Here is a 22,438-nt window from a genome sequence, read left to right as displayed (position 1 = left end):
GGGGCTCGCAACGCGAATACCAGAACCTGACGAATTATTCGTATTTTCAACGGGGCGCAAGGACGCGCCCTTCCGGATCCAAACGACCATGACCACCCTGACCGCCGCCCCACTCGCGCCCCTGCTGGAGCGCCTGTTCACCGAGGCCGACGAAGCCTCGCCCCGCAACGATCCCGCCTTCTCGGACGTGACCCCCGAGGAGCAACAGCGGCTGATGCGGAGCAAGACCGAATACGTCGAACTCTACAGCCGCCTGAAGGACTATCCCCTGGCCGTCTCGCGCGAGACCGGCGCCCTGCTCTACATGCTGGCGCGCAGCATTCGAGCGGCGGCCATCGTCGAGTTCGGGACCTCGTTCGGCCTCTCGACCCTGCATCTGGCCGCGGCCCTGCGCGACAACGGCGGCGGCCAGCTGATCACCACCGAGTTCGAACCGTCCAAGGCCGCGCGGGCCCAGGCCAGCTTCGAGGCCGCCGGCGTCGCCGACCTGATCGAGATCCGCCAGGGCGACGCGCTTCAGACCCTGGCCCGTGACCTGCCCGAGACGATCGACTTGGTCCTGCTGGATGGCGCCAAGGCCCTCTATCCCGAGATCCTGGCCCTGCTGGAAAGCCGCCTGCGCCCCGGCGCGCTGATCGTCGCCGACAATGCCGACTACGCTCCCGACTACATGGGTCGGGTGCGCTCGCCGATGGCCGGCTACCTGTCCGTGCCGTTCGCCGAGGACGTCGAGCTGTCGATGAGGCTCTAGGTCCGCAGGATCGCCGCGAACTGGTCGGGGCGCAGCGACGCGCCGCCGATCAGCAGGCCGTCCACCTCGGGACAGGCCAGGATCTCGCCGGCGTTGCCCGGTGTCACCGAGCCCCCATAGAGGATCAGAGTCCCGCGTCCGACCACGGTCCGGAGGGCGGCGTGCATCTCGATGATCTCGTCGCGGCTGGCCGCCCGGCCCGAGCCGATCGCCCAGACGGGCTCGTAGGCCAGGGCCCAGGCGCGCCCCGCCAGGCGGGCGTCCAGCACGGCCCGCGCCTGGCGTGTCACGGTTTCGACCGCCAAGCCGGCAGCCCTCATCTCGGCGGTGTCGCCCACGCAGACGATCGGCGAGAGACCGGCCTCCACGGCCGCCACCGCCTTGTCCCGTACCCAGGCGTCGGCCTCGCCATAGGCCGCTCGGCGTTCGGAATGGCCGACGATCACGTGCCGCGCCCCGGCCGCCGCCAGCAAGGCGGCCGAAAGGTCGCCGGTGTGGGCGCCGCGCTCGGCGACGTGGCAGTCCTGACCGCCGACCTCGACACCCAGCGGCCCGAGAAGGCGATGGGCCTCGCCCAGCAGGGTGGCAGGCGGGCAGACCACCGCCCTGCCCGTCCAGCCGCCGCCTTTCAGCGCGGCGGCCAGCCCACCCAGCAGGCCCAGGCCGCCGTTCATCTTCCAGTTTCCGACGATCAGGCGCGCCGAAGGGTTCGGAGCCATACGGTCCTCCGGACATGAAAAGGCCGGCCACGGCGTTCGCCAGCGGCCGGCCAAAGGTGAGGATCAGTAGGTGTAGGACAGGCCGAAGCGGTACGAGCGGCCGTAGCTTTCGCCTTCGCGGAAGCGGTTGCTGGTCCTGAAGTAGTAATAGTCCGAGGCGTCGTTGAGGTTGTTGGCTTCGGCGAAGATCTCGAACTGCTTGGTGACCTTGTAGGCGACCTTGGCGTCCAGGGTGCTGAGCGCCCCGAAATAGCCGTCCGACTTGCCGGTGGCGTCGCTGACGTTCAGGCCGCCGTCGGTGTCCAGATACGCCGAGTGGTAGGTGTAGGCCACGCGCCCCGAGAAGCCGTACTTCTCGTAATAGACTTGGGCGCTGGCGATCCGGTCGGCCTGGCCGATCAACGGGGTCTTCACCGTGCGCCCAGGGACCTTCAGCGAGCCGTCGGTGAAGGTCATGTTGAAGTTGACCCCGAAGCCGTCCAGCGGCGACGGCAGGAAGGTCAGCGGCTTCTGGATGTTGAACTCCAGGCCGGTCACCTTGGCCTTGGTCCCGTTGGCGTAAGAGTTGACGATGGCGTTGGTCAGGGCGACGCCGCCATAGGTCCCGTTCTGGCCGGTCGAGGTCGAGTTGAAGATCGGGTTCTCGATGTCCTTGTGGAACAGACCGATCGAGATGCCGCCTTCGCTGGGGAAATAGTATTCCAGCGAGAAGTCGAAATTGGTCGCCTTCTGGGCCTTCAGGTTCGGATTGCCCATGCTGACGGTGTTGCTGGCCACGTCGACGGTGACCGTTGGCGCCAGGTCCACGAACGGCGGCCGGCCCAGGGCCGTGGTGATCGCCCCGCGCGCCAGGAGGTTCGCGCTGAACTGGTACTTCAGGTTCAGGCTCGGGAAGTAGTTCGTATAGTTGTACCCGCCGAACGAGTTGTAGCCGCTGGTCAGGGTCGTGGCCGAGGTGAAGGCGATGGCCTTGGTGTCGCCCTCGGTGCGCTCGGCGCGAACGCCGGGGATGATGGTCAGATCGCCTCGCTGGATGCTGGCCATCACATAGGCGGCGGTGACCGTCTCGACGACCTTGTAATCCGAGGTCACCGACTGCGAGATCTGGTCGGTGGCGTTGACCGTGAACAGGCTCTGGTTGCCATCGACATAGTCGCGGGCGGCCTTGAAGTTGATGGTCGGGCCGAAGCTGTACTTGCCGTCCGAGATGGTCGGGAAGGTGTCGGCCACGAACGAGGCCAGGGTCTGGGCCGCCGCCGCGCCGGTGGCGGTGAAGGTGCGGCCGGTCTGGTCCTGGAAGCGATCGCGCTTCAGATACTTGGCCCCGAACTTCAGATAGCTGCCCTCGCCCCAGTCGGACATCGGCAGCTTGTAGTCGACGCGGAGCTGGTTCAGTTCCTCGCCGGCCTTGCGCGAGACGCGCTTGTAGTTGTTCAGCCGGTAGTTGGCCGGGTTCAGACCCGCGGCGTTGACCGTGAAGCTGTCGGGCATCTCGTCGCCCAGCCGGAAGCTGGCGCCCAGGCCCGTCGACGCCGAGGCCCGGAACTCGACCTCGTCGCGGATCGGGTCCTTCTTGTTGGACTCCGCGTGGGTGGCCTGGACGGTCAGCATGCCCGGGCCCCAGTAGACGTCGCCGCCGACCGAGAAGGTGGTGGTGTCGGTAGTCTCGCTGCGCTGGCGGAACAGGCGGCGGGCCGTGGTCGCGCCGACATTGATGTCGCCGCCGTCGGCCGTCAGGTTGGTGTAGCTGCTGGCCGAGCCCGGGAAGAAGAACCGGAAGCGGTTGCGGCTCTCGCTGTCGCCGAACTCCGAATACATGACCCGGGCGTAGAGCTTGACGCTGTCGTTCGGACGCCAGTCGAAATTGGCCACCGCGCCCTTCCGCGTGCGCCAGGCCGGATCGTAGATCCGCTGGTCCATCTCGGCCGGCAGGTCGACGCCGTTCACGACCTGGCGGCTGGTCGCCAGGATGTCCTCGGAATAGGACGGACGCTTGGAATAGTTCACGGCCAACACCAGGCCGAACTGCTTCTCGGGCCCGAACTTGCCCCCGACCGACAGGTCGCCCTCGTTGGCCTTGCGGTCGCTGTTCTCGTAGACGCCGCGCACGTAGCGGGCGCTGAGGATGTTCTTCTTCCGGTCGAAGGCGGTCAGGGTGTTGATGTCGACCTGGCCGGCGATGGCGTTGGCGTCGAGGTCGGCGGTCAGCGACTTGACCACCGTCACCGAGCCGATCAGGGCCGAGGGGATGTCGTCCAGCTTGACGTTGCGCGACTCCGGCTCCGGGGCCGAGGCGGTCTGATTGTTGATCGTGACATTGGCCAGGTTCGGCTCGATGCCGCGGATGATCAGATAGCGGCCTTCGCCCTTGTCGGTGGCCACCGACACCCCGGTCAGGCGGCGGACGGACTCGGCGACGTTCTGGTCGGGCAGCTTGCCCACGTCGTTGGCCGAGACGACTTCGACGGCGCTGACGGCGTCGCGCTTCTTCAGCAGCGAGTCCCGGTCCGAGGCGCGCTGGCCGGTGACGACGACTTCCTCGACCGTCGTAACCTGATTGGACTGAGCGGCGGCCATGCCGGGCGCCACGATGCATGACGTGAGCAGCAGCGCGCCCACGCGTTTGGATGCGTTCATCATCCTCCCCTTTCCCTGTCGACGACTCCGCCACGGCGCCATTTGGCGCTCTGGGTCGCTGGGAAGAAGATACGAACAAAAATTCTATTTTGCAAATAGAATGGAAAATTTCGTGCAAAGTGTTGCTGGAAAAGGTTTTCAGGACACGGACGATCTCCAGGCGATCGCCGCGCGCAATCCGCCCAGGTCCGAGCGATCCATCCGCAGGACCGCGCCGGAGGATTCGGCCAGGTCGCGGACGATCGCTAGGCCCAGGCCGTGGCCGGGCCCCGCCTCGTCCAGACGCGCGCCGCGCGCCAGGGCCGCCTCGGTCCGCCCGTCGTCCATGCCGGTCCCGTCATCCTCGACGAACAGCACCGGTCCATCCGCCAACGGACGACCCGAGACACGCACTTGGCGGCGGGCGAAGCGGGCGGCGTTCTCGATCAGGGCGCCCAGCATCTCGGTGACGGCGTCCTCGGAAACCGGAACCCGCAGGTCCGCCGGGATCTCGACGTCGAACATCAGCCGCTCGCCCTCGGCCGTGCGCTCCAGCACCGCCACCAGCCGCTCGGCCACGGCCAGGGGCGCGGTCTCGCTGGCGAAGGCGGCCTCGCGGGCGGCGGCGGCGCGAGCCCGAGCCAACTCGGCCTCCAGAGCGGCGGCGACGGCGGCGATGGCGTCGTCCAGACCATCGGCGGCCTCGATGGCGCCGGCCTCGCGCGCCCGGCGGCTTTGAGCCGAGAGCGCCGACAGCGGGGTCTTCAGGCTGTGGGCCAGGTCGCCGGCCCGGCGGCGAGCGCGGGCGAGGTCCCCTTCACGCGCCTCGGCCAGGGCGTTGATCGCCTCGGCCAGCGGGGCGATCTCGCGGGGATGATCGTCGGACATCCGGGCCGAAGGGCTCTTGCGCAGACGCGACAGATCCTGGCGCACGCGGGCCAGGGGCGCCAGGCCCAGGGCCACCTGCACGGCCGCGGCGGCCGACAGCACTACCCACAGCCCGGCCAGGAACAGGGCCAGGTCGCGGCCGAATTCGCGGCGGGCCGCGCGCAGGACCTTCTCGTCGCTGGCCACCTGGATCAGCACGGCGGGCCCGTTGCGGTCAGGACGCACCGAGCGCTCGACCAGCAGGATGCGGTCATCGAACGGCCCGGCGACGATCCGAGAGGCCCAGGCGTCGGACGGCGCAGTCGCCGGCGGCTTGAGGGTCTGGTCCCACAGCGACAGCGAGGTCTTGGTCCCCGCCGGCGTCGAGACCTGCCAATAAAGGCCGCCCATGGCGTGCAGCAGGCGTGGATCGTTCAGCACGACATCGGCGACAGGCGCGCCGTTCGGTTGCAGCCGCACGGCGGCGGCCAGCGCCTGGCCGGTGCGGGTCAGGTCGGCGATCTCGCGCCGCTCGATGTGGCGCTCGAACAGCCAGGTCATGGCCAGCCACGACACGGCCAAAGCCGCCAGGATCGCCAGCATGCCGCCGGCGATCAGCCGACCTCTGAGCGAACGCCCCTTCACGCCGCGAGCCCGGCCAGCAGGTAGCCAAAGCCCCGCCGGGTCTCGATCACGTCCGAGCCGACCTTGCGACGCAGGCGGGTGACCAGGGCCTCGATGGCGTTGGCGTCGGCGGTGTCGGCGACGCCGTACAGCTGCTCGGCCAGCTCGCCGGCCGAGACGGCCCGGCCCGGATTGTGCGCCAGGCAGTCCAGCAGCCGGAACTCCAGCGGCGACAGCCTGACCGGCGCGCCGTCCAAGGTCGCCGACATCCGGCGGGTGTCGAGCGACAGGCGTCCAGCCTCGATCACCGGCGAGACGCGCCCGGCGGCCCTGCGGACCAGCCCCCGGGCGCGGGCCAGCAGCTCGCCCATCTCGAAAGGCTTGGCCAGGTAGTCGTCGGCGCCAGCCTCGATGCCCTCGACCTTCTCGGTCCAGTCGCCGCGCGCCGAAAGGATCAGCACCGGAAAGCCCCGGCCGTCCTTGCGCCAGCGCCTCAGTACCGACAGGCCGTCCAGGCGCGGCAACCCCAAGTCCAGGACGACGACGGCGTAGTCCTCGACCCCGCCCTTGAACGAGGCGTCCTCGCCGTCGCGCGCCAAGTCCACGACGAAGCCCGAGGCGGCCAGCGCCTTGGCCAGGTCCGGACCGACGACGGGATCGTCCTCGACGACCAGGGCCCGCACTCAGTCGTCCTCGAGCTTCAGGGTCGCGCCGGTCTTGGCGTCGAGTTCCAGTTCACGGATACGGCCGGTCTTGGCCAGGATCTTCAGGTCGTACTTCAGGCGACCGTGGTCGCCCTGCTCCAACTCGACCTCGATCACCTCGCCGGGCGCGCGCTGGGCGGCGATGGCCAGGATCCGGGTCAGCGGCAGGACCTCCTTGCGCAGCAGGGCCTGGCGCGCGGCTTCGTGGCTCTGCTTCTTGTGATCGTCGGCGCTCGCGCCGCCAGCCGCCAGCGCCGAGACGACCGCCGCGGCGATCAGGAGGGTCCGGAAAGGATATCGGGAAAGGATCATGGACGGGACGATTCCACACCCATCCTGACACGCCCCTGACGGGGAACCTAGGCCGGGGCTTATGTTATGGCCTAGGCGGCAAAGCGCCCGCCGCCGCCCATCGCTCGCCAGCGCTCGCGCTTGGCCAGGGCGCGTTCCAGGGTGACGCGCTTGATCGGCAAGCCCTTGCGCAGCTTGACCCAGGTGGTCTCGCTGATGCCGAACACGTCGAACAGATAACGGTCGGTGATGGCCGGCAGGCTCATGCGCAGATCGGCGAATTCCTCGGGCGTCACGGTCACGAGATTCAGCATGGCGGCAGCGTCCTTCGGCGCGCATGAGAACGGCGGCGCGCCCTCCAAGAGCGCATCCTCATTGAATTTTATAGCAATATTACGGCGCTAGATTGCGTCTACGGGTCGCAGTTCGTGCAGCAACGTGTCGAGAAGTTGCGGCGTGGTCGCCAGGACGGTGCCGTTCTGGACGTCGAGGTCGCGGCCCAGGGTGTCGGTGACCACCCCGCCGGCCTCGCGCACGATTACCGCGCCGGCGGCCATGTCCCAGGCGCTGACCGACTGCTCCCAATAGGCGTCGAAACGGCCGCAGGCGACATAGGCCATGTCCACGGCCCCGGCGCCCAGACGGCGCACGCCGCCGACCTTGGGAGTCAGGCGCTGCATCTCGGCGTGGAACTGCTCCTGCCTCAGCTTGCCCATGAACGGCACGCCGACGCTGAGGATGGCCTGTTCCAGGCCCTGGCGCTCCGACACGTGGATGCGGACATCGTTGAGATAGGCGCCCTTGCCCGCCTCGGCCCGGAACAGCTCGCCCTGCATGGGGACGTAGGTCACCCCGGCCACGATCTCGCCGTCGCACTGCAGGCCGATGTTCACCGCCCAGATCGGCAGGCCGATCAGGAAGTTGGCGGTGCCGTCCAGCGGGTCGCAGATCCAGGTGTTGGCGGGGTCCGCGCCCTCGACCAGTCCCCCCTCCTCGCCCAGGAAGCCGTAGTCTGGATAGGCCTCCGACAGGATCGACTTCACCGTCTGCTCGGCGCGCACGTCGGCGATGGTGAAGGGGTCGGCCGGACCGTTCTTGTGCTGGATCTCCAGGGTGGCGATCTCGGCGAAGTCCTGCTTGAGACGGTCGCCGGCGGCGCGCGCCGCGCGGATCATCGTCTGCAGCAGCGGGGAAGGCTCGGTCACGGGATCAGTCTCTCAGCTTGGTGCGCCACAGGCCGGCGGCCAGGGTCAGGGAAGCGACGGACGCGCCCATCCAGAAGATCATGGCGGGCCCGAAGTCGTAGTGTCGCACGCCGTCGATGACACGCATGCCACGCTCGATCAGCACGCCGCTGACATGTTCCTGGATGGCCGCGCCCAGATAGCTGAACACCCCGATCAGGCCAACGGCCGCGCCGGCCACGCGCTTAGGACAGATGTCGGTGGCGAACAGCCCGCCCAGCGAGGTGACCAGGGCCGTCATGCCCAGGCCGAACAGGATCATGCCGATGATCATGACCGGCGCGGTGTTGGGGCCGTAGAGGATCAAGGCCAGACCCGCCAGTTCCAGCAAGCCGAACAGCAGGTTGGCGGGCGGACGCCGCGCGCCGAACACCTTGTCGGACACGAACCCGAAGCTGATCGCGCCGACGATGCCGGCCAGGGTCGAGATCATCAGCATCGAGCCGGCCGCCGCCAGGCTGTAGCCACGCGCCTCCTGCAGATAGAGGACACCCCAGCTATTGATGGCGTAGCGGGTCACGTAGATCAGGGCCGACGACAGGGCCAAGGCCCAGACGGCGGGGATCTTGAGGATCTGCAGCTGGGTCCGAAAGACGCTGGCGGGCTCCGGCTTCGGCCCCGATTGGGGCTTGTCGCCCTGCCAGTGGTCGTTACGCCAGTCGGCGACGGCGGGCAGGCCCAGGGTCTGCGGGCGATCCTGGATCAGGAAGTAGCCGGCGATGGCCACCAGCACGCCGATCGCCGCCGGTCCCCAGAAGCCGTAGCGCCAGCCGAACGCCGCGACGACGCCGCCGACCGCGGCGAAGGTCAGGCCCTCGCCGATCGAGTGGGCGGTGCTCCAGACGCCGTAGTAGCGGCCGCGCTCGCGGTTGCTGAACCACTGGCTCATCGACACCACCCCGGCCGGCGCGCCGAAGCTCTGGAACCAGCCGTTGATCCCCCACAGCGCCGCCGACAGGGCCACGGTGGTCGAGAACCCCATGCCGACATTGGCCAGGCCCGAGATCAGCACGCTGAAGGCGAAGAACCGCTTCATGTTGGCGTGGTCGGCCAGGACGCCGTTGGTCAGCTTGCCGAAGGCGTAGGCGTAGAACAGGGCCGAGCCGATCAGGCCCAGCTCGGTGGGCGTGAAGATGCCCGCATCGATCAGCGGCTTCTTCACCATGCCCAGCGCCAGGCGGCAGGTATAGGACATGCCGTAGCCCAGGGTGATGGCCAGCATGATCCGGAAGCGATGGCGCCGGTACAGCGTGTCGATCGTCGCCGGATCGCTCAGCGGCGGCGCGTCGGGCCCGCGCGCGAAGAAGGTCAGCATCTTCGTTTCCCCCTGCCCTCCCGCCGCTACGTGGCGACGGGATGAGCCATGTCGTTCGATCAGGCCTTGCGCATGATCCAGTCGTGGGCCGGGTCGTTGCGGAAGATCCACTTCCGGTGCGGTCCGGCCATGACGTTGAGGTAGTAGAGGTCGTAACCGTGCGGGGCCCCGACCGGGTGGTAGCCGCGCGGGACCATGACCACGTCGCCGTCCTGCACGCAGACGGTCTCGTCCAGGCTGCGGTCGTCGGTGTAGACGCGCTGGAAGGCGAAGCCCTGCGGCGGGTTCAGGCGGTGATAGTAGGTCTCTTCCAGCGCCGTCTCCTCGCCCTCCGCGGCGGTGTCGTGCTTGTGCGGTGGATAGCTGGACCAGTGGCCGCCGGGCGTGATCACCTCGACCACCAGCAGACCGTCGGCCGGGGCCGTCTCGGGCAGGATGTTGCGGACGAGGCGCGTGTTCGTCCCCTGGCCTCGCGTCTCGCGCGGCATGTCGCCCTCGGCGATGAGGCGGGCCTCGCCGCCTGGCTTGCCCGGGGCTGTGCAGAGAGCCAACTCGACGTCTGTGACGGCGGTGACGACATAGGGCGTCGCGGCGGGGACATAGACCGCGCCAGGGGCCCGATCCTCGAACACGCTGGCGCGGCCGCCGACCTTGCCGAACGAAACGCCCTCGGCCGAGACCTCGGCGGTCCCGCTCATCACGACGACGCAAGTCTCGCGGTTGGGCTCGGAGCCGTCAAAGGTGTCGCCGGCCGCCAACTTGACGACCTGGAAGCCGACATGGGTCCAGCCTGCCGAGGCGGGCGTGACTTCCAGGACAGAACCGGACGCGTCGGGCGCGTGCGAGCGAACCAGCAGCTTGCTCATCACGCGGCCCTCAAGCCCGCTGCGGCGGCTTCCTTCTTCAGGGTCGCCAGGCCCATCTCGCCGTACTGGCGGGGATTGGCGATGGCGGGGTCCTGTTCGGCCTCGACGATGATCCAGCCCGAGTAATTGATCTCGGCCAGCGCCTGCATGACCGCCGCGTAGTCCAGATAACCGTCGCCGGGCACGGTGAACATGCCGGCCAGCACGCCTTCCAGGAAGCTGCCGCCGCCGCGCGAGACCACCTTGTGAAAGACCTCGCTGCGGATGTCCTTGCAGTGCACGTGGGCGACGCGGTGCGGATAGCTGCGGATCACCTGCACCGGGTCCAGGCCGCCCAGGGCCGCATGGCCGGTGTCGACGGTCAGGCCGACCGAGGGTCCCGTGTTGGCCAGAAAGGCCTCCAGGTCCTCAGGCCGCTCGACCACGGTGCCCAGGTGATGGTGATAGGCGAACTTCAGGCCCTGGCTGGCGATGTAGTCGGCCACCTTGGTCAGGCGCGCGCCGAATTCCTTCCAGCCCTCGGCGTCGAGGCGCGGGGTCGCCGACAGCGTCTTGGAGCGGTCACCGTGGATGGCGTTGCTGGTCTCGGCGTGGATGAACACCGAACAGCCCATCGCCTTCAGCAAGGCCAGATGCGGTTGCAGGGCGGCGATCTCATCGTCGGCCGAGTGGACCAAGAGATTGCCGCTGTACCAGCCGCCGACCAGCGAGAGGCCGTAGCGGTCCAGCAGCGGCTTCAGCACCGCCGGGTCGCGCGGGAAGACGCCGCCCAGCTCGACGCCGGAGAAGCCGATGGCCTGGCAGTCGGCCAGCACGCTTTCCAGCGGGGTGTCGCCGCCCAGCTCGGGCATGTCGTCATTGATCCAGGCGATGGGGCTCACGCCGAAACGGATGGTCATGGGTTAGTCCCCCGTACGCTGTTGCTTGATCTTGGTTTCGTAGTCGGCGCGCGCGGCGTTGACGGTCGGGCGCACCGAGACTTCCGGCACGGTCACATCCCACCAGGCGCCGCCTTCGGTGGCCGGCATCGGGTCGGTGTCGATGACCACGACGTAGCTGCAGTCGCTGGCCTTGGCGCGTTGCAGCGCCGCCTCCAGCTCGGCCAGGCTGGCCACCTTTTCCGAGCGGGCGCCCAGGCTGGCGGCGTGGGCGGCGAAGTCGATGTCCGGCAGGGTTTCGTGGCGCGCGTCGGCCAGCAGGTTGTTGAACGCCGCCCCGCCCGTCGCCGCCTGCAGGCGGTTGATGCAGCCAAAGCCTCGGTTGTCGAGGACGGTGACGATCAGCTTGGTCCCCAGCATCACCGAGGTGGCCAGCTCGGAGTTCATCATCAGATAGCTGCCGTCGCCGACCATCACGTGGACCTCGCGGTCCGGCGCGGCCATCTTCACGCCGACGGCGCCGGCGATCTCGTAGCCCATGCACGAGAAGCCGTACTCGACGTGGTAGCCGCCGGGCCGACGCGTGCGCCACAGCTTGTGCAACTCGCCCGGCAGGCCGCCGGCGGCGCAGACCACCACGCTGTCGTCGGACGAGGCTCGCCATACCGCGCCCAGCACCTGGGCGTCGGTCGGCAGCTCGCGATTGTCGGGCTTGGTCGCCGCGTCGAAGATGGCGTTCCAGCCGGAAACGCCGCCTGTGGCCTTGTCGGTCCAGGCCTTCGGAGCCTGCCAGCCGTCCAGCGCCTCGGAAAGGGCCTCGACCACCGCCAGGGCGTCTCCGACGACGCTGGCCGCGCCGTGCTTGTGGGCGTCGTGCGGGGCGACGTTGATCTGCACCAGCTTGCGGCCGTCGGCGCCGAACAGGGCGCGCGAGCCGGTGGTGAAGTCCTGCAAGCGGGTGCCAACGCCGATGATCAGGTCGGCCTCTTCCGACGCCGCCACCGAGGCGGTCGTGCCGGTGACACCGACGGCGCCCAGGTTCAACGGGTGATCCCAGGCCAGGCTCCCCTTCCCTCCTTGCGTCTCGGCGACCGGCAGGCCGGCGCGGGAGACGAGGTTGGCCAGGGCGGCCTCGGCGCGGGCGTACAGCACCCCGCCCCCAGCCACGACCAGCGGCCGCTTGGCCGCCTTGATCAGCGAGACGAGATCCGCCAGTTCGCGCGGATCGGGACGCGGCGCGCGGATGCGCCAGACCTTCTTGGCGAAGAAGGCTTCCGGATAGTCGAACGCCTCGGCCTGGACGTCCTGGCAGAAGGCCAGGGTCGCGGGGCCGCAGGTGGCCGGGTCCAGCATGGTCGCCAGGGCCCGCGGCAGGGCGTCCAGGATCTGCTCGGGACGCACGATGCGGTCGAAATAGCGCGAGACCGGCTTGAAGGCGTCGTTGGCGCTGATCGTGCCGTCGCCGAAGTCCTCGATCTGCTGGAGAACGGGATCGGGACGGCGGCTGGCATAGACGTCGCCGGGCAGAAACAGCACCGGCAAGCGGTTCACATGGGCCAGGGCGGCCGCGGTGACCATGTTGGTCGCGCCGGGGCCGATCGAGGTGGTGCAGACCATGGCCCGCTCGCGGCGCGACTGCTTGGCGAAGGCGATGGCCGCGTGGGCCATGCCCTGTTCGTTGTGCGCCCGATAGGTCGGCAGCACGTCACGGACGCCGTGCAGGGCTTCGCCCAGGCCGGCGACATTGCCGTGGCCGAAGATCGCCCAGACCCCGGCGAAGTACGGGACCTCCCCCTTCCCGGTTTCGACATATTGCTGCGAGAGCCAGCGGACGGTCGCCTGGGCGGCGGTGAGACGGACAGTCGCCATGTTACGCGGCCTTCTCGGCAGCGCCGCGCAGACGCCGCCAGGCGTCGACCAGCACCTTGAACTTGGAGGCGAGCGCGGCGACCGCCGCCTCGTCGTCGATACGACCCGCCAGCCAATCGCGGGCGACATCGTAGAAGATGGTACGGCCGACGGCGAAGCCCTTCACGATCGGGAACGGGGCGACGACCTCGAACGAAGCCAGCAGCTCGGCCTCCGGCGCCGACAGCCCCAACAGCACCACGCCACGGCACAGCGGGTCGTTCTCGTTGATGGCCATCTCGGTCTCGCGCCAGGCCACCGCGTCCTGCAGCGGCTCCAGCTTCCACCAGTCCGGGCGGATGCCCAGGGAATAGAGGCGACGAATGGCGCGGGCCACGGTGCGGCTGTCGCTGTCCATGCCGGCCGGCAGGATCAGTTCCAGCAGCAGCTCATGGCGGGTCTTCCGACAGGCGTCGAACAGGCGCAGCAGCTGGCGTTCCTGCCGCTCGCGCAACGCGATCTCGTCGTCGGGGTGATAGAAGCACAGGCACTTGACCACCTGCCCCGCCGGCCACTCCGTCAGCTCGGTGGCGACGTCGGCAGAGCTCTCGAACTCCAGCGGCCGCGACTTGGGCAGCTCGATCGGGCGGGCGATCCAGTAGTCGTGGTCGGCGGCCTGGGCCAGGGCGTCCAAGCCGAAACGGCCGTCCAGCAGCATACCGAACCGGGCTTCGTCGCGACCGGCCACCTGCCGCACAGCGCGCAGAGCCAGGGTCTTGAAGTGCGGGATCCGCTCGGGGTCGCCGCCGGTCTCGGCGATCAGGTCCAGGAACTGGCTGCGGTGATCGACGGCCAGGACCGTCAGCTCGTCATAGACGCGGTCGCGGGTGCTGGCCCAGTGGATGTGTTCCAGCTCGACGTCCTCGCGCAGGCGGAACGGACGTTCCCGCTCCGACAGGAAGGCCTCCAGCTCGACCCAGGTCGGCATGGCCGGCGTGCAGCCATGGCGCGAGACGACGATGGCCCCGCAGGCGTTGCCCCACTCGCAGCAGGTCTCGACGGTCTCGTTACGCAGCCAGCCGCGCAGAAAGCCGGCCATGAAGGCGTCGCCCGCCCCCAGCACGTTGAACACCTCGACCTTGAAACCCCTGGCGCTGACGCCTTCGTCCAAGGTGTCGGGAATGGCGTCCGGGAAAGCGACGCAGCCGTCCGGCCCGCGCTTGCAGACCAGCAGCGCGTCCGGCGCGCCTTTGCGGATCGCCCGCAAGGCCGCGATGGTGTCGGTCGTGCCGCCCAAGATGTGGATCTCTTCCTCGGTGCCGACGATCAGGTCGCACAAGGCCACGACCTCCTGCAGCTTGGCGGTGACGTCCTGGTTCTCGACGAAGCGGTTCTCGCCGGCGTCCTTGCCGGTCAGGCCCCACAGCACGGGGCGATAGTCGATGTCGAAGGCCACGCGCCCTCCGGCAGCCTTCACCGCGCGGGCGGCCTTCAGGCTGGTCTCGTAGACGTTCGGCTGCGACAGGTGGGTGCCGTTGATCAGCACCGCCCCAGCCTGGGCGAACCAGGTCTCGTCGACGTCCGACGGCTGCAACGCCATGTCGGCGCAGTTCTCGCGGTAGAAGATCAGCGGAAAGTTCACCCGGTCGCGGATGCCCAGGATCACCAGGGCCGTCAGGCGGTCGGGATCCGACAGCACGCCGGCGACATTGACGCCCTCGCGCTCAAGCTGCTCGCGGATGAAGCGGCCCATGTGGTCGGCGCCGACGCGGGTCAGGAGGCCCGTCTTCAGCCCCAGGCGCGCCCCGCCGGCGGCGGTGTTGGTCGGGCTGCCGCCCAGATACTTGGCGAAGGAGGACATGTCCTCCAGCCGCCCGCCCACCTGTTGTCCGTAGAGGTCGACGGAGGACCGGCCGATGGCGATCAGATCAAGGGTCTTTGCGTCCTGCGCCATGCCGGTTCCACGTCACTCCGAGCCAGCCTCCCCGCCGGCGATATGTAACGCATATTCCAAAGATAGAACACTTGCAACATCCATTTCATTTTTGATTTGGAATGGAACGGACGGTCCGCCAAGCCGATCAACCGCCCTTCTTCAGCTTCTTCTTTTCCTTGCTGGACTCGAAGGCGAAGCCGATCACCAGGGCCTGGGCCAGACAGATCGAGGCGGCCAGCGAGCGGAAGGTCCGCACCTCCGATTCGCGCACGTGCAGCACCAGTTCGGCCGGCTTGGCGATCGGGCTGACCAGACTATCGCTGATGGAAAGAATCCGCGCGCCGCGCTGGGTGGCCATGTCGACGGCCTGCACCGTCTCTTCGGCGTACGGGTGGTAGCTGACGGCGATCAGCAGGTCGCGCGGGCCGATGGTCTGGACCTGCTGCTTGGTCAGGCCGGCCACACCGTCGATGAACAGAGTGCGCTTGTTCACCTGCTGCAGCGAATAGGCCAGGTACGAGGCCACCGGGAACGAGCGGCGAAAGCCTACGACATATACCGTCTCGGCCCGGTCGATCAGGGCGACGGCGTCCTTCATGTCGGCTTCGCTGACCGTCTGGGTCAGGTTCTGCAGGGCCAGGGTGTTGCCCTCGACGAACTCGCTCAGGACATCGGCCCCGCCGTCGGACTTGCGCGCCACCGCCTCGTTGAAATGGCGCACGCGCTCGCCGTAGCCCAAGCCGGCATGGCCCGACAGCAGGCCGTCGCGGAACAGGCGCTGCATCTGGCTGGCGCCAGGATAACCGAAGGTCTTGGCGAAGCGGACGATGGCCGAGGGCTGCACGCCGCACCGCTCGGAGATCACCGCCAGAGTCTCCAGCGCCAGCTCGTTGGGCTCGTCCAGCACGTAGCGGGCGATCTGCTGCAGCCGCTTGCTCAGCGAATCGTAGCGCTCGAGGATCGCCGCCCTGAGCTCCTCGGCCGTGGCCGGCGCCGTGGTCGCCGTGGTCTCTTCGGTCATTTCCGCCCCGATATGATCGCTTCAGAAATAGAATATCCGTTCCGCGGCCGAACACAAACGCTCGCGGGCTCGCGCACCCATTCCACTTTTCATATGGAAGGAATTTTTATTCCATACTAGAGAGGAGCCAAGCGCGACCACCGAGTAGCGGCGCGGCAAACGCATTAGGGTTCCCATGCACGACATCGCCATTTTGGGCGCCGGCCGCATCGGCCGCATCCACGCCAAGAACGTCGCCGGCCAGCCGGGCCTGCGCCTGAAATATGTGGTCGATCCGGTGGCCGCGGCCGCCGACGGCTTGGCCGCCGAGACCGGCGCGAATGTCGTCGACCTCGACACGGCGCTGAACGATCCGTCGGTGGCCGGGGTCATCGTCGCCAGTTCGACCGACACCCACCTGGACTATTCCCTGAAGGCCATCGCGGCCGGCAAGGCGGTGTTCTGCGAGAAACCGATCGACCAGGACCTGGCTCGAGCCCGCTCGGCGCAGGGCGAACTGGGCGGCAAGGGCGTGAAGCTGTTCCTGGGCTTCAACCGCCGCTTCGACCCGAACTTCCAGGGGCTCAAAGCCAGGCTCTCGGCTGGCGTCGTCGGCGCGCTGGAGACGGTGCACATCACCAGCCACGATCCGGCCCCGCCGCCGGTCAGCTACGTCAAGGTCTCGGGCGGCCTGTTCAAGGACATGGCCATCCACGACTTCGACATGGCCCGCTGGTTGCTGGACGAGCCGGTGAGCGAGGTCTACGCGGCCGCCAGCTGCCTGGTCGATCCGGCGATCGGCGAGGCCGGTGACGTCGACACCGCCAAGATCATCCTGCGCACCGCCTCGGGCAAGATCTGCATGATCAGCAACAGCCGCCGCAGCGGCTATGGCTACGACCAGCGCATCGAGGCTTTCGGCGCCAAGGGCCTGGTCCGCGCCGACAACGTCATGGAGAGCACGGTCAGCGTCTGGGGCGAGGCCGGCGCGTCCAGCGACGCCTTCCAGAACTTCTTCCTCGACCGCTACGCCGAGGCCTACCGCCGCGAGATGGCGCACTTCGCCGAAATCATCCGCGGCGAGGCCCTGCCCTCGGTCGGCTATGTCGACGGCGTCGAGGCCCTGGCCTTGGCCGAGGCGGCCGGCCAGTCGGCGAAGACCGGGCAGGTGGTGAAGCTCTGAACGCCCTTCTCCCCTTGCGGGAGAAGGAGACACAAAGAAACGGCGGCTCCGCAGGAGAGCCGCCGCCAGAGGTGTCGCCGGATGGATCGATCTAGTTCTTCGCCGGACGGGCCAGCTTGCCGCCGACGATCTTCTGGAAGGTCTCGAGCGGGCACAGGGTCGGCTCGCCCTTCACGCCGCAGCCCGGGACCGGGAAATAGGCGTAGGCCGGCGGGTTGATGGCGGTCAGCGGCTGCAGCTCGCGCAGCTGATCCATGCTCTGGGCGGTGTAGAAGGCCCGAACGAAGCGCTGGCCCGTCCCGTCTTTCAGCAGCTCGAAGCCCATGGCCCCTCCGGGCGGCGGGTCATCCTGAGGATAGTCGGCGGCGGTGAAGTGCGCGCCCAGGAAACCGCGTAGGGCGGCGATGTTGGTGTCGTGGCCGACCAGCATGGTCAGCTTGCCGCCTGTCCCGGCCTCGCCCTTCAGCGCGTTCAGCACTTCCTTGGCGACCGGCGCGGCGTAACGCTCGGCGATGTAGGGCGCGCCGACCTCGTAGTGGAACTTCACCGGGTGGAAGCGCAGCATGGCCTGGATGTCGGCCTTGGAGGCGCGGCCCCAGCCGACCTCGGCCATCGGCTTGCCCTCGACATATTCCAGCAGGACCGTCTGGCCGGCCGTCGAGGCGATCGACAGCGCCCCGCCCAGGTCGGGCGTGTCACCCTTATTGGCGGTCAGGTGCGAGGGCTTGCCGGCGATGCCGCAGCCGGCCTTGGTGGCCGGATCGCAGCCCAGCACCCGCTGCAGCACCGCGAAGTCCTTGGCGTGAACCTTGGCCTCGGCCGCGACGCCGGGCTTCTGGCGCTGGGCGGCCTTCAGGGCGAGGTCGCCGTCGATGCCCTCAGCGGGGTGGAAGATCGGATCGTTGTCCTCGATATCGGGATGGGCGACCGTCAGGCCACAGCCGGGCTGCAGGCCCTCGACGAACATCTCGGCGGTCTTGATCGCCCTTTGCTTGCCGCTGGCCCAGGCGACGATATCGCCCGACGCCGCGCAGCCCTCGCGCGGCAACAGGCCCCGCGCGCCCAGGAAGGTGCGGTAATAGGAGCCCATCAGTCGCGCGCCCTCGCCGCCGTGCGGGGTCAGCTCGCCATAGGGCGTGGTCCAGGTCCCCCAAGGCTGGGCGGTCGTACCCGCCGGCGTGGCGGGCGCCTTGGTCGGCGGCCGCACGCTGTGACGCATGACCATGACCATCCGTTCCAGCTTCAGGTCGCCGGCGGGACCGCCTGTCCCCGCGTGCGCCGTTCCCGCCAGCAGCGGAACCAGCGCGGCCGTCATCAATGCGTAGCGAAGCCTCACCATTCAAACCTCCCCTGTGGGCCACCTGTTTTTCCGGGGCCGTTTCATTTGCCCACACGATACGAACAGATTTTCCATTTTACAATACGAATGGAATTTTTCTTCAGATGACGGACTTCGTCAGCCGGACGTCAGCCAGCCGCGTCTAGGCGACGGACAAGACGCAAACGTGACAAGAGGGGCGCTCGACGTGAACCACCTAAAACTCGCCGCCAGCCTGCTGACCCTGACCGCCGCCGCGCCGGCCCTGGCGCAGGTCCCTTTGCCAGTCGTCCCCCTGCCAGTCGTCCAGGCGATCGGAGCCACCGCGCCCACCGCCCAGGGCGGCGCCAACGGCGTGGTGTTGCTGCGTCATCCGACCGAGCCGGGCAAGAGCGTGATCGCCGCCAGCGCCGAACTGGCCGGCCTGGAGCTCTACGGCCTGGACGGCCAGCGCATCGCCTCGATCCCCGGCGGCGAAGTCGAGGCGGTCGACGCCCGCGACGACGGCTCCCGCGCCATCCTGGCCGTATTGGACAGCCAGGGCGGCCGCCTGCGCCTGTTGGCCCGCGACTGGGCCGGCGGCCAGGTCGCGGCCATCGACGCCAAGCCGCTGATGCTGGGCTATTCCGGCGAAGGGCTCTGCCTGCACCGCGGCGCCCGCGACGGGTCGCTATACGCCTTCACCATGGGCCGCGACGGCCAGCTGGACCAGTGGCTGCTGTTTCCGACGGCCGACGGCAAGATGGACGGCCGCGTCGTGCGCCGACTACGCCTGTCGTCCGAGGCCAAGTACTGCGTCGCCGACGACGCCAGCGGCGCGCTCTATGTCGCCCAGGCCGCGGTCGGGATCTGGCGCTACGACGCCGATCCCGAGGCCGAGCCGGTCCCGGTCATCGTCGACATCAATCGCCTGGGCCACATCGCCGGCGAGGTCGGCGGTCTGGCCATCGTCAACGGCGGCAAGGGCGCCGACTATCTGGTGGCCGCCAACACCGACGCGGCGGCGTTCAACGTCTATGACCGAAGCGCCGACGACAGTTTCCTGGGCAGCTTCAGCGCCGGGACGGTCGAGAACCCCGCGGCCCTGTTCGGCCTGCGCGCGCCGGTGGGGCCGGGCCTGCCGTCCGGCGGCCTGCTGATCGCCGACGACCGCAAGCAGGGCGCTCACAGCAAGATGCTGTCCTGGGCCGATGTCGCCGCCGCCCTCAAGCTACCGGTCGGCGTCGACGTCCCGCCGGTCGCTCCCAGCAAGCTGGCCCTGGTCCACGCGACCATGGAGACCGAGCCGGTCGACCACGACGGTGACGCCGCCGACGACCCGGCCATCTGGGTCCACCCGACCGATCCTGCGAAGAGCGCCATCATCGGTACGGACAAGAAGGGCGGGCTGGCGGTCTACGACCTCTCCGGCAAGCGTCTGCAGTTCCTGCCCGACGGCAAGATGAACAATGTCGACCTGCGCGGCGGCTTCAAACTGGGCGGCAAGACCGTGACCCTGATCGCCGCCAGCGACCGCACCCACAAGTCCATCGCGCTCTATACGATCGATCCCGAGACCCGCCTGTTGAGCAATGTCGCCGACGGCCTTCAGCCCACGGACCTTTCCGATCCTTACGGCCTGTGCATGTACCGCGACCGCCGGGGCCAGACCTTCGTCTTCGTCGGCGATCCCGACGGCCTGGTGCGCCAGTGGAAGCTGACCGCCACGCCCGCCGGCAAGGTCGGGACCCAGCCGGTCCGCGACATTCGCTTCGGCTCCCAGACCGAGGGCTGTGTCGCCGATGACGAAACCGGCGCGCTCTATGTGGCGGAGGAAGACGTCGCGCTCTGGAAGCTGGGGGCTAACGCGAAGGCGGGCTCCGCCAGGAAAGCCGTCACCCGCGTCGCCGACAATCCAGCCCTGAAGGACGACCTGGAAGGGATCGGCCTCTACGCGCAAGCGGGCGGCAAGGGCTTCCTGGTGCTGTCCAGCCAAGGCAACAACAGCTACGCGGTGTTCCGCCGCGAAGGCGACAACGCCTATGTCGGCAGCTTCGCGGTCACCGCCAACGGCGACAACGGCGTCGACGGGATCTCCGAGACCGACGGCCTGGACGTCACCAGCGCCGCGCTGGGCGCGGGCCTAGAAGGCGGCGCCTTCGTCGCCCAGGACGGCCGCAACATCGCCCCGCCCGAGCACCAGAACTTCAAGCTGGTTCCGTGGTCGGCGATCGCGGCGAAGCTGAAACTTTAAGCAACCGCGAACGAAACGCCGCCTGTCATCCTTTGTCACAAACGCGATGCAGAGCCGAAAGGCGGCCTCGCCAATCTCGGACCCGTAGCAGGGCCACTCGTCCCCCGGAGCCGGCCCCGCTCGGGAGAACCAGGATGAACAAGACCCGTAATACTTTGATGGCGTTGGCCCTGGTCGGCGGCGTGGCCTGGGCCGGCGCGGCCGCCGCCGAGACCCACAAGCTGCCCGCCAAGCAGACCGCCCTGACCGCCGACCATTTCCACGCCAAGACCCAGGTCATCGACGATCCCCTGGACGTCGAGACCGTGATCAGCTCCGAGCGCGGCTTCCACAGCGGCAGGGGCCTGTTCAAGTCGCCCTACAACGACAACCACCTGCGGGCCATCGTCGACAAGCGCTCGGGTGCCACCCGCTTCGAGGTCCGCCAGACCCTGATGTATCCGGGCTCGATCCGCGGCTACGGCGAGGTCTCGTACCAGACGGGCAAATGGCCGGTCGCCGCGCCGGTGACCAAGATCCGGGACAACGCCGGCCAGTGCTTCCTGTTCGAAGCCCCGGAAGTGTGCCGCGAGGAAGTCTCCTTCGACGTCTCCGAAAGCGAGCTGCGCCGCGCCGCCGCCACGCCGGGCGCCTGGAGCTTCAAGTTCAAGTCCGATCGCGGCTACGAGCATCGCACCGCCATCACCCACGCCGAGATCGAAGGCCTGCTGAAGGCCGTCGACGGTTACCGCCGCGCCCTGCCCGCCGTTCAGGCGGCCGCCGACACCACGTCGGGCGGCTGATCTCCACCCTGCCTTTTGCTTTCCCAGAGTTGGTGTTCCGTATGAAAATCCTCGCGTCCCTCGGCCTGGCGGCCGCCTGCCTGGTCGCCTCCCCCGCCCTAGCCCTCGCGGGCCCGCAAGGCACCGGCCTGACCTTCACCGAGGAGGTCGCCAAGAAGAACCTCGAAAAGAAGAAGCGCGAAGCGGCCAAACTGCAGGCTTCGTCCGACTGCCCCGCCCCCAAGACCGCCGAGGCCGCCAAGGCCGACGCCAAGTCGGACGGCGCTTCCTCCGATACGTGCCGCGCCAGCTAGGTTCGGCCCCGGAACGACCGGACGGGCTCCAGAGCAGAGCCCGGCGGTCAGCCCTCGCGCGTCCCCATACCTGCAATGCGCGCGAGGGCGCCTTCCCCCTTTTCGGGTGAAGCCGTACTGAAATCGTCGACTTCGCCCTTGCCTGCGGCTTTGCCGCGCTTAAGTAGCCCAAGCGTATGGATTCTTCAGGTCACGGAACGATCGCCCTGCCGCGCGAGATGGCGACAGCGCCGCTCGCGCCGACCATCCTCATTGTCGAGGACGATCCAGCCCTGCGCACCCTCCTGATGCGCCTGCTGCGCGAGGAAGGCTTCCAGCCCCTCAGCGCCGGCCACGGGGCCGAGATGGCCCGGGTGCTGGAGACCAACACCGTCGACCTGATCCTGCTGGACGTGATGCTGCCGGGCAGCAACGGCTTCGATCTGTGCCGCAGCATCCGGCGCGAGAGCGACGTGCCGATCGTCATGCTCAGCGCCCGCGACGACGAGACCGACCGCCTGATCGGCCTGGAGCTCGGCGCCGACGACTATATCGGCAAGCCCTTCAGCAAGAAGGAGCTGATCGCCCGCATCCGCGCGATCCTGCGCCGCACCCAGAACGGCCAGCAGGCCAGCCAGCCGCGCGGCCACCAGCAGATGACGTTCGCCGGCTGGAGCCTGGATCCCGGTCGTCGCGAGCTGCTGTCGCCCGATGGCGCCTTCGTCGACCTGTCCGGCGCCGAGTTCGACCTGCTGCTGGCCTTCGTCAGTTCGCCCCAGCGGGTCATCGGCCGTGAGCGCCTGCTGGAGATGTCCCGCGCCCGCTTCTCGGACGCCTCGGACCGCAGCATCGACGTGCTGGTCAGCCGCCTGCGCCGGAAACTGGCCGTCACCAACCAGGCCGAGTCGCTGCTACGCACCGTGCGCGGCGTCGGCTACATCTTCACCGTGGCCGTTGAGCGCCGGTGAATTGGGAACGTCGATGAACTGGG

General features: G+C 68.6%; 20 protein-coding genes. 6 read left to right on the top strand and 14 right to left on the bottom strand.

The features are described 5' to 3' along the window. Window positions 1-88 precede the first annotated feature (88 nt). Window positions 89-751, top strand: a complete 663-nt coding sequence (locus tag MZV50_RS10720) for an O-methyltransferase (RefSeq protein ID WP_252634561.1) — start codon at window positions 89-91, stop codon at window positions 749-751. Here the strand turns inward: MZV50_RS10720 and tpiA are convergent. The 13 genes from tpiA to MZV50_RS10655 form a co-directional block, all read right to left on the bottom strand. After that, window positions 748-1,470 (bottom strand): triose-phosphate isomerase, encoded by a 723-nt coding sequence (tpiA, locus tag MZV50_RS10715; protein WP_289781915.1) that lies wholly within the window; start codon window positions 1,468-1,470, stop codon window positions 748-750. The genes MZV50_RS10720 and tpiA overlap by 4 nt on opposite strands. 63 nt (window positions 1,471-1,533) lie before the next feature. Next, window positions 1,534-4,107, bottom strand: a complete 2,574-nt coding sequence (locus MZV50_RS10710; protein WP_252634560.1) for a TonB-dependent receptor — start codon at window positions 4,105-4,107, stop codon at window positions 1,534-1,536. A 138-nt stretch (window positions 4,108-4,245) separates the two neighbouring features. Beyond that, a complete protein-coding gene (locus MZV50_RS10705; protein WP_252634559.1) occupies window positions 4,246-5,598 on the bottom strand; it encodes a sensor histidine kinase in 1,353 nt (450 codons plus the stop codon). Beyond that, window positions 5,595-6,260, bottom strand: a complete 666-nt coding sequence (locus MZV50_RS10700) for a response regulator transcription factor (protein ID WP_252634558.1) — start codon at window positions 6,258-6,260, stop codon at window positions 5,595-5,597. The genes MZV50_RS10705 and MZV50_RS10700 overlap by 4 nt, the downstream gene beginning before the upstream one ends. After that, the gene (locus MZV50_RS10695; RefSeq protein WP_252634557.1) at window positions 6,261-6,593 is read right to left on the bottom strand and encodes a PepSY domain-containing protein; all 333 of its coding nucleotides are present in this window, start codon (window positions 6,591-6,593) and stop codon (window positions 6,261-6,263) included. Window positions 6,594-6,664: 71 nt separating this feature from the next. After that, on the bottom strand, window positions 6,665-6,886 hold the full coding sequence (locus tag MZV50_RS10690) for a hypothetical protein (protein ID WP_252634556.1): 222 nt from the start codon (window positions 6,884-6,886) through the stop codon (window positions 6,665-6,667). A gap of 87 nt (window positions 6,887-6,973) precedes the next feature. Beyond that, window positions 6,974-7,777: an inositol monophosphatase family protein gene (locus MZV50_RS10685; RefSeq protein ID WP_252634555.1), complete on the bottom strand. Its 804-nt coding sequence runs from the start codon at window positions 7,775-7,777 to the stop codon at window positions 6,974-6,976. Window positions 7,778-7,781: 4 nt separating this feature from the next. Beyond that, window positions 7,782-9,131, bottom strand: a complete 1,350-nt coding sequence (locus MZV50_RS10680) for an MFS transporter (protein ID WP_252634554.1) — start codon at window positions 9,129-9,131, stop codon at window positions 7,782-7,784. A 59-nt stretch (window positions 9,132-9,190) separates the two neighbouring features. Further along, window positions 9,191-10,000: a 5-deoxy-glucuronate isomerase gene (iolB, locus tag MZV50_RS10675; protein WP_252634553.1), complete on the bottom strand. Its 810-nt coding sequence runs from the start codon at window positions 9,998-10,000 to the stop codon at window positions 9,191-9,193. After that, window positions 9,997-10,896, bottom strand: coding sequence for a myo-inosose-2 dehydratase (gene iolE / locus MZV50_RS10670; protein ID WP_252634552.1), 900 nt, complete (start codon window positions 10,894-10,896; stop codon window positions 9,997-9,999). Before iolE ends, iolB begins: the two co-directional genes overlap by 4 nt. Before the next feature lie 3 nt (window positions 10,897-10,899). Further along, on the bottom strand, window positions 10,900-12,744 hold the full coding sequence (iolD, locus tag MZV50_RS10665; protein WP_252634551.1) for a 3D-(3,5/4)-trihydroxycyclohexane-1,2-dione acylhydrolase (decyclizing): 1,845 nt from the start codon (window positions 12,742-12,744) through the stop codon (window positions 10,900-10,902). Between the two features lies 1 nt (window position 12,745). Continuing rightward, entirely contained in the window at window positions 12,746-14,677 is a 1,932-nt protein-coding gene (locus MZV50_RS10660) for a bifunctional 5-dehydro-2-deoxygluconokinase/5-dehydro-2-deoxyphosphogluconate aldolase (protein WP_252634550.1), read from the bottom strand. 127 nt (window positions 14,678-14,804) lie between these two features. Beyond that, the gene (locus tag MZV50_RS10655) at window positions 14,805-15,680 is read right to left on the bottom strand and encodes a MurR/RpiR family transcriptional regulator (protein WP_252634549.1); all 876 of its coding nucleotides are present in this window, start codon (window positions 15,678-15,680) and stop codon (window positions 14,805-14,807) included. Window positions 15,681-15,855: 175 nt separating this feature from the next. Here MZV50_RS10655 and iolG point away from each other — a divergent pair, with 175 nt between their 5' ends. Next, a complete protein-coding gene (gene iolG, locus MZV50_RS10650; RefSeq protein WP_252634548.1) occupies window positions 15,856-16,842 on the top strand; it encodes an inositol 2-dehydrogenase in 987 nt (328 codons plus the stop codon). Between the two features lie 91 nt (window positions 16,843-16,933). On the opposite strand, the gene MZV50_RS10645 is transcribed toward iolG, so the two are convergent. Then, complete coding sequence (locus tag MZV50_RS10645; RefSeq protein ID WP_252634547.1) at window positions 16,934-18,181, bottom strand: histidine-type phosphatase; 1,248 nt, start codon at window positions 18,179-18,181, stop codon at window positions 16,934-16,936. Window positions 18,182-18,368: 187 nt separating this feature from the next. Between MZV50_RS10645 and MZV50_RS10640 the strand changes: the two genes are divergently transcribed. The 4 genes from MZV50_RS10640 (at window position 18,369) to MZV50_RS10625 (ending at window position 22,415) form a co-directional block, all read left to right on the top strand. Further along, window positions 18,369-20,393 carry a phytase gene (locus MZV50_RS10640; RefSeq protein ID WP_252634546.1) on the top strand — a complete coding sequence of 675 codons (2,025 nt, stop codon included), beginning with the start codon at window positions 18,369-18,371 and terminating at the stop codon, window positions 20,391-20,393. A gap of 134 nt (window positions 20,394-20,527) precedes the next feature. Next, entirely contained in the window at window positions 20,528-21,175 is a 648-nt protein-coding gene (locus MZV50_RS10635) for a hypothetical protein (RefSeq protein WP_252634545.1), read from the top strand. Window positions 21,176-21,216: 41 nt separating this feature from the next. Next, window positions 21,217-21,468: a hypothetical protein gene (locus MZV50_RS10630; protein WP_252634544.1), complete on the top strand. Its 252-nt coding sequence runs from the start codon at window positions 21,217-21,219 to the stop codon at window positions 21,466-21,468. A 176-nt stretch (window positions 21,469-21,644) separates the two neighbouring features. After that, a complete protein-coding gene (locus MZV50_RS10625; protein WP_252634542.1) occupies window positions 21,645-22,415 on the top strand; it encodes a response regulator transcription factor in 771 nt (256 codons plus the stop codon). Window positions 22,416-22,438: the final 23 nt, after the last annotated feature.

It is taken from the genome of Caulobacter segnis (genome assembly GCF_023935105.1).
Classification (GTDB): Bacteria; Pseudomonadota; Alphaproteobacteria; order Caulobacterales; family Caulobacteraceae; genus Caulobacter; species Caulobacter segnis_B.
This window is presented reverse-complemented; position numbering and strand designations above follow the sequence as displayed.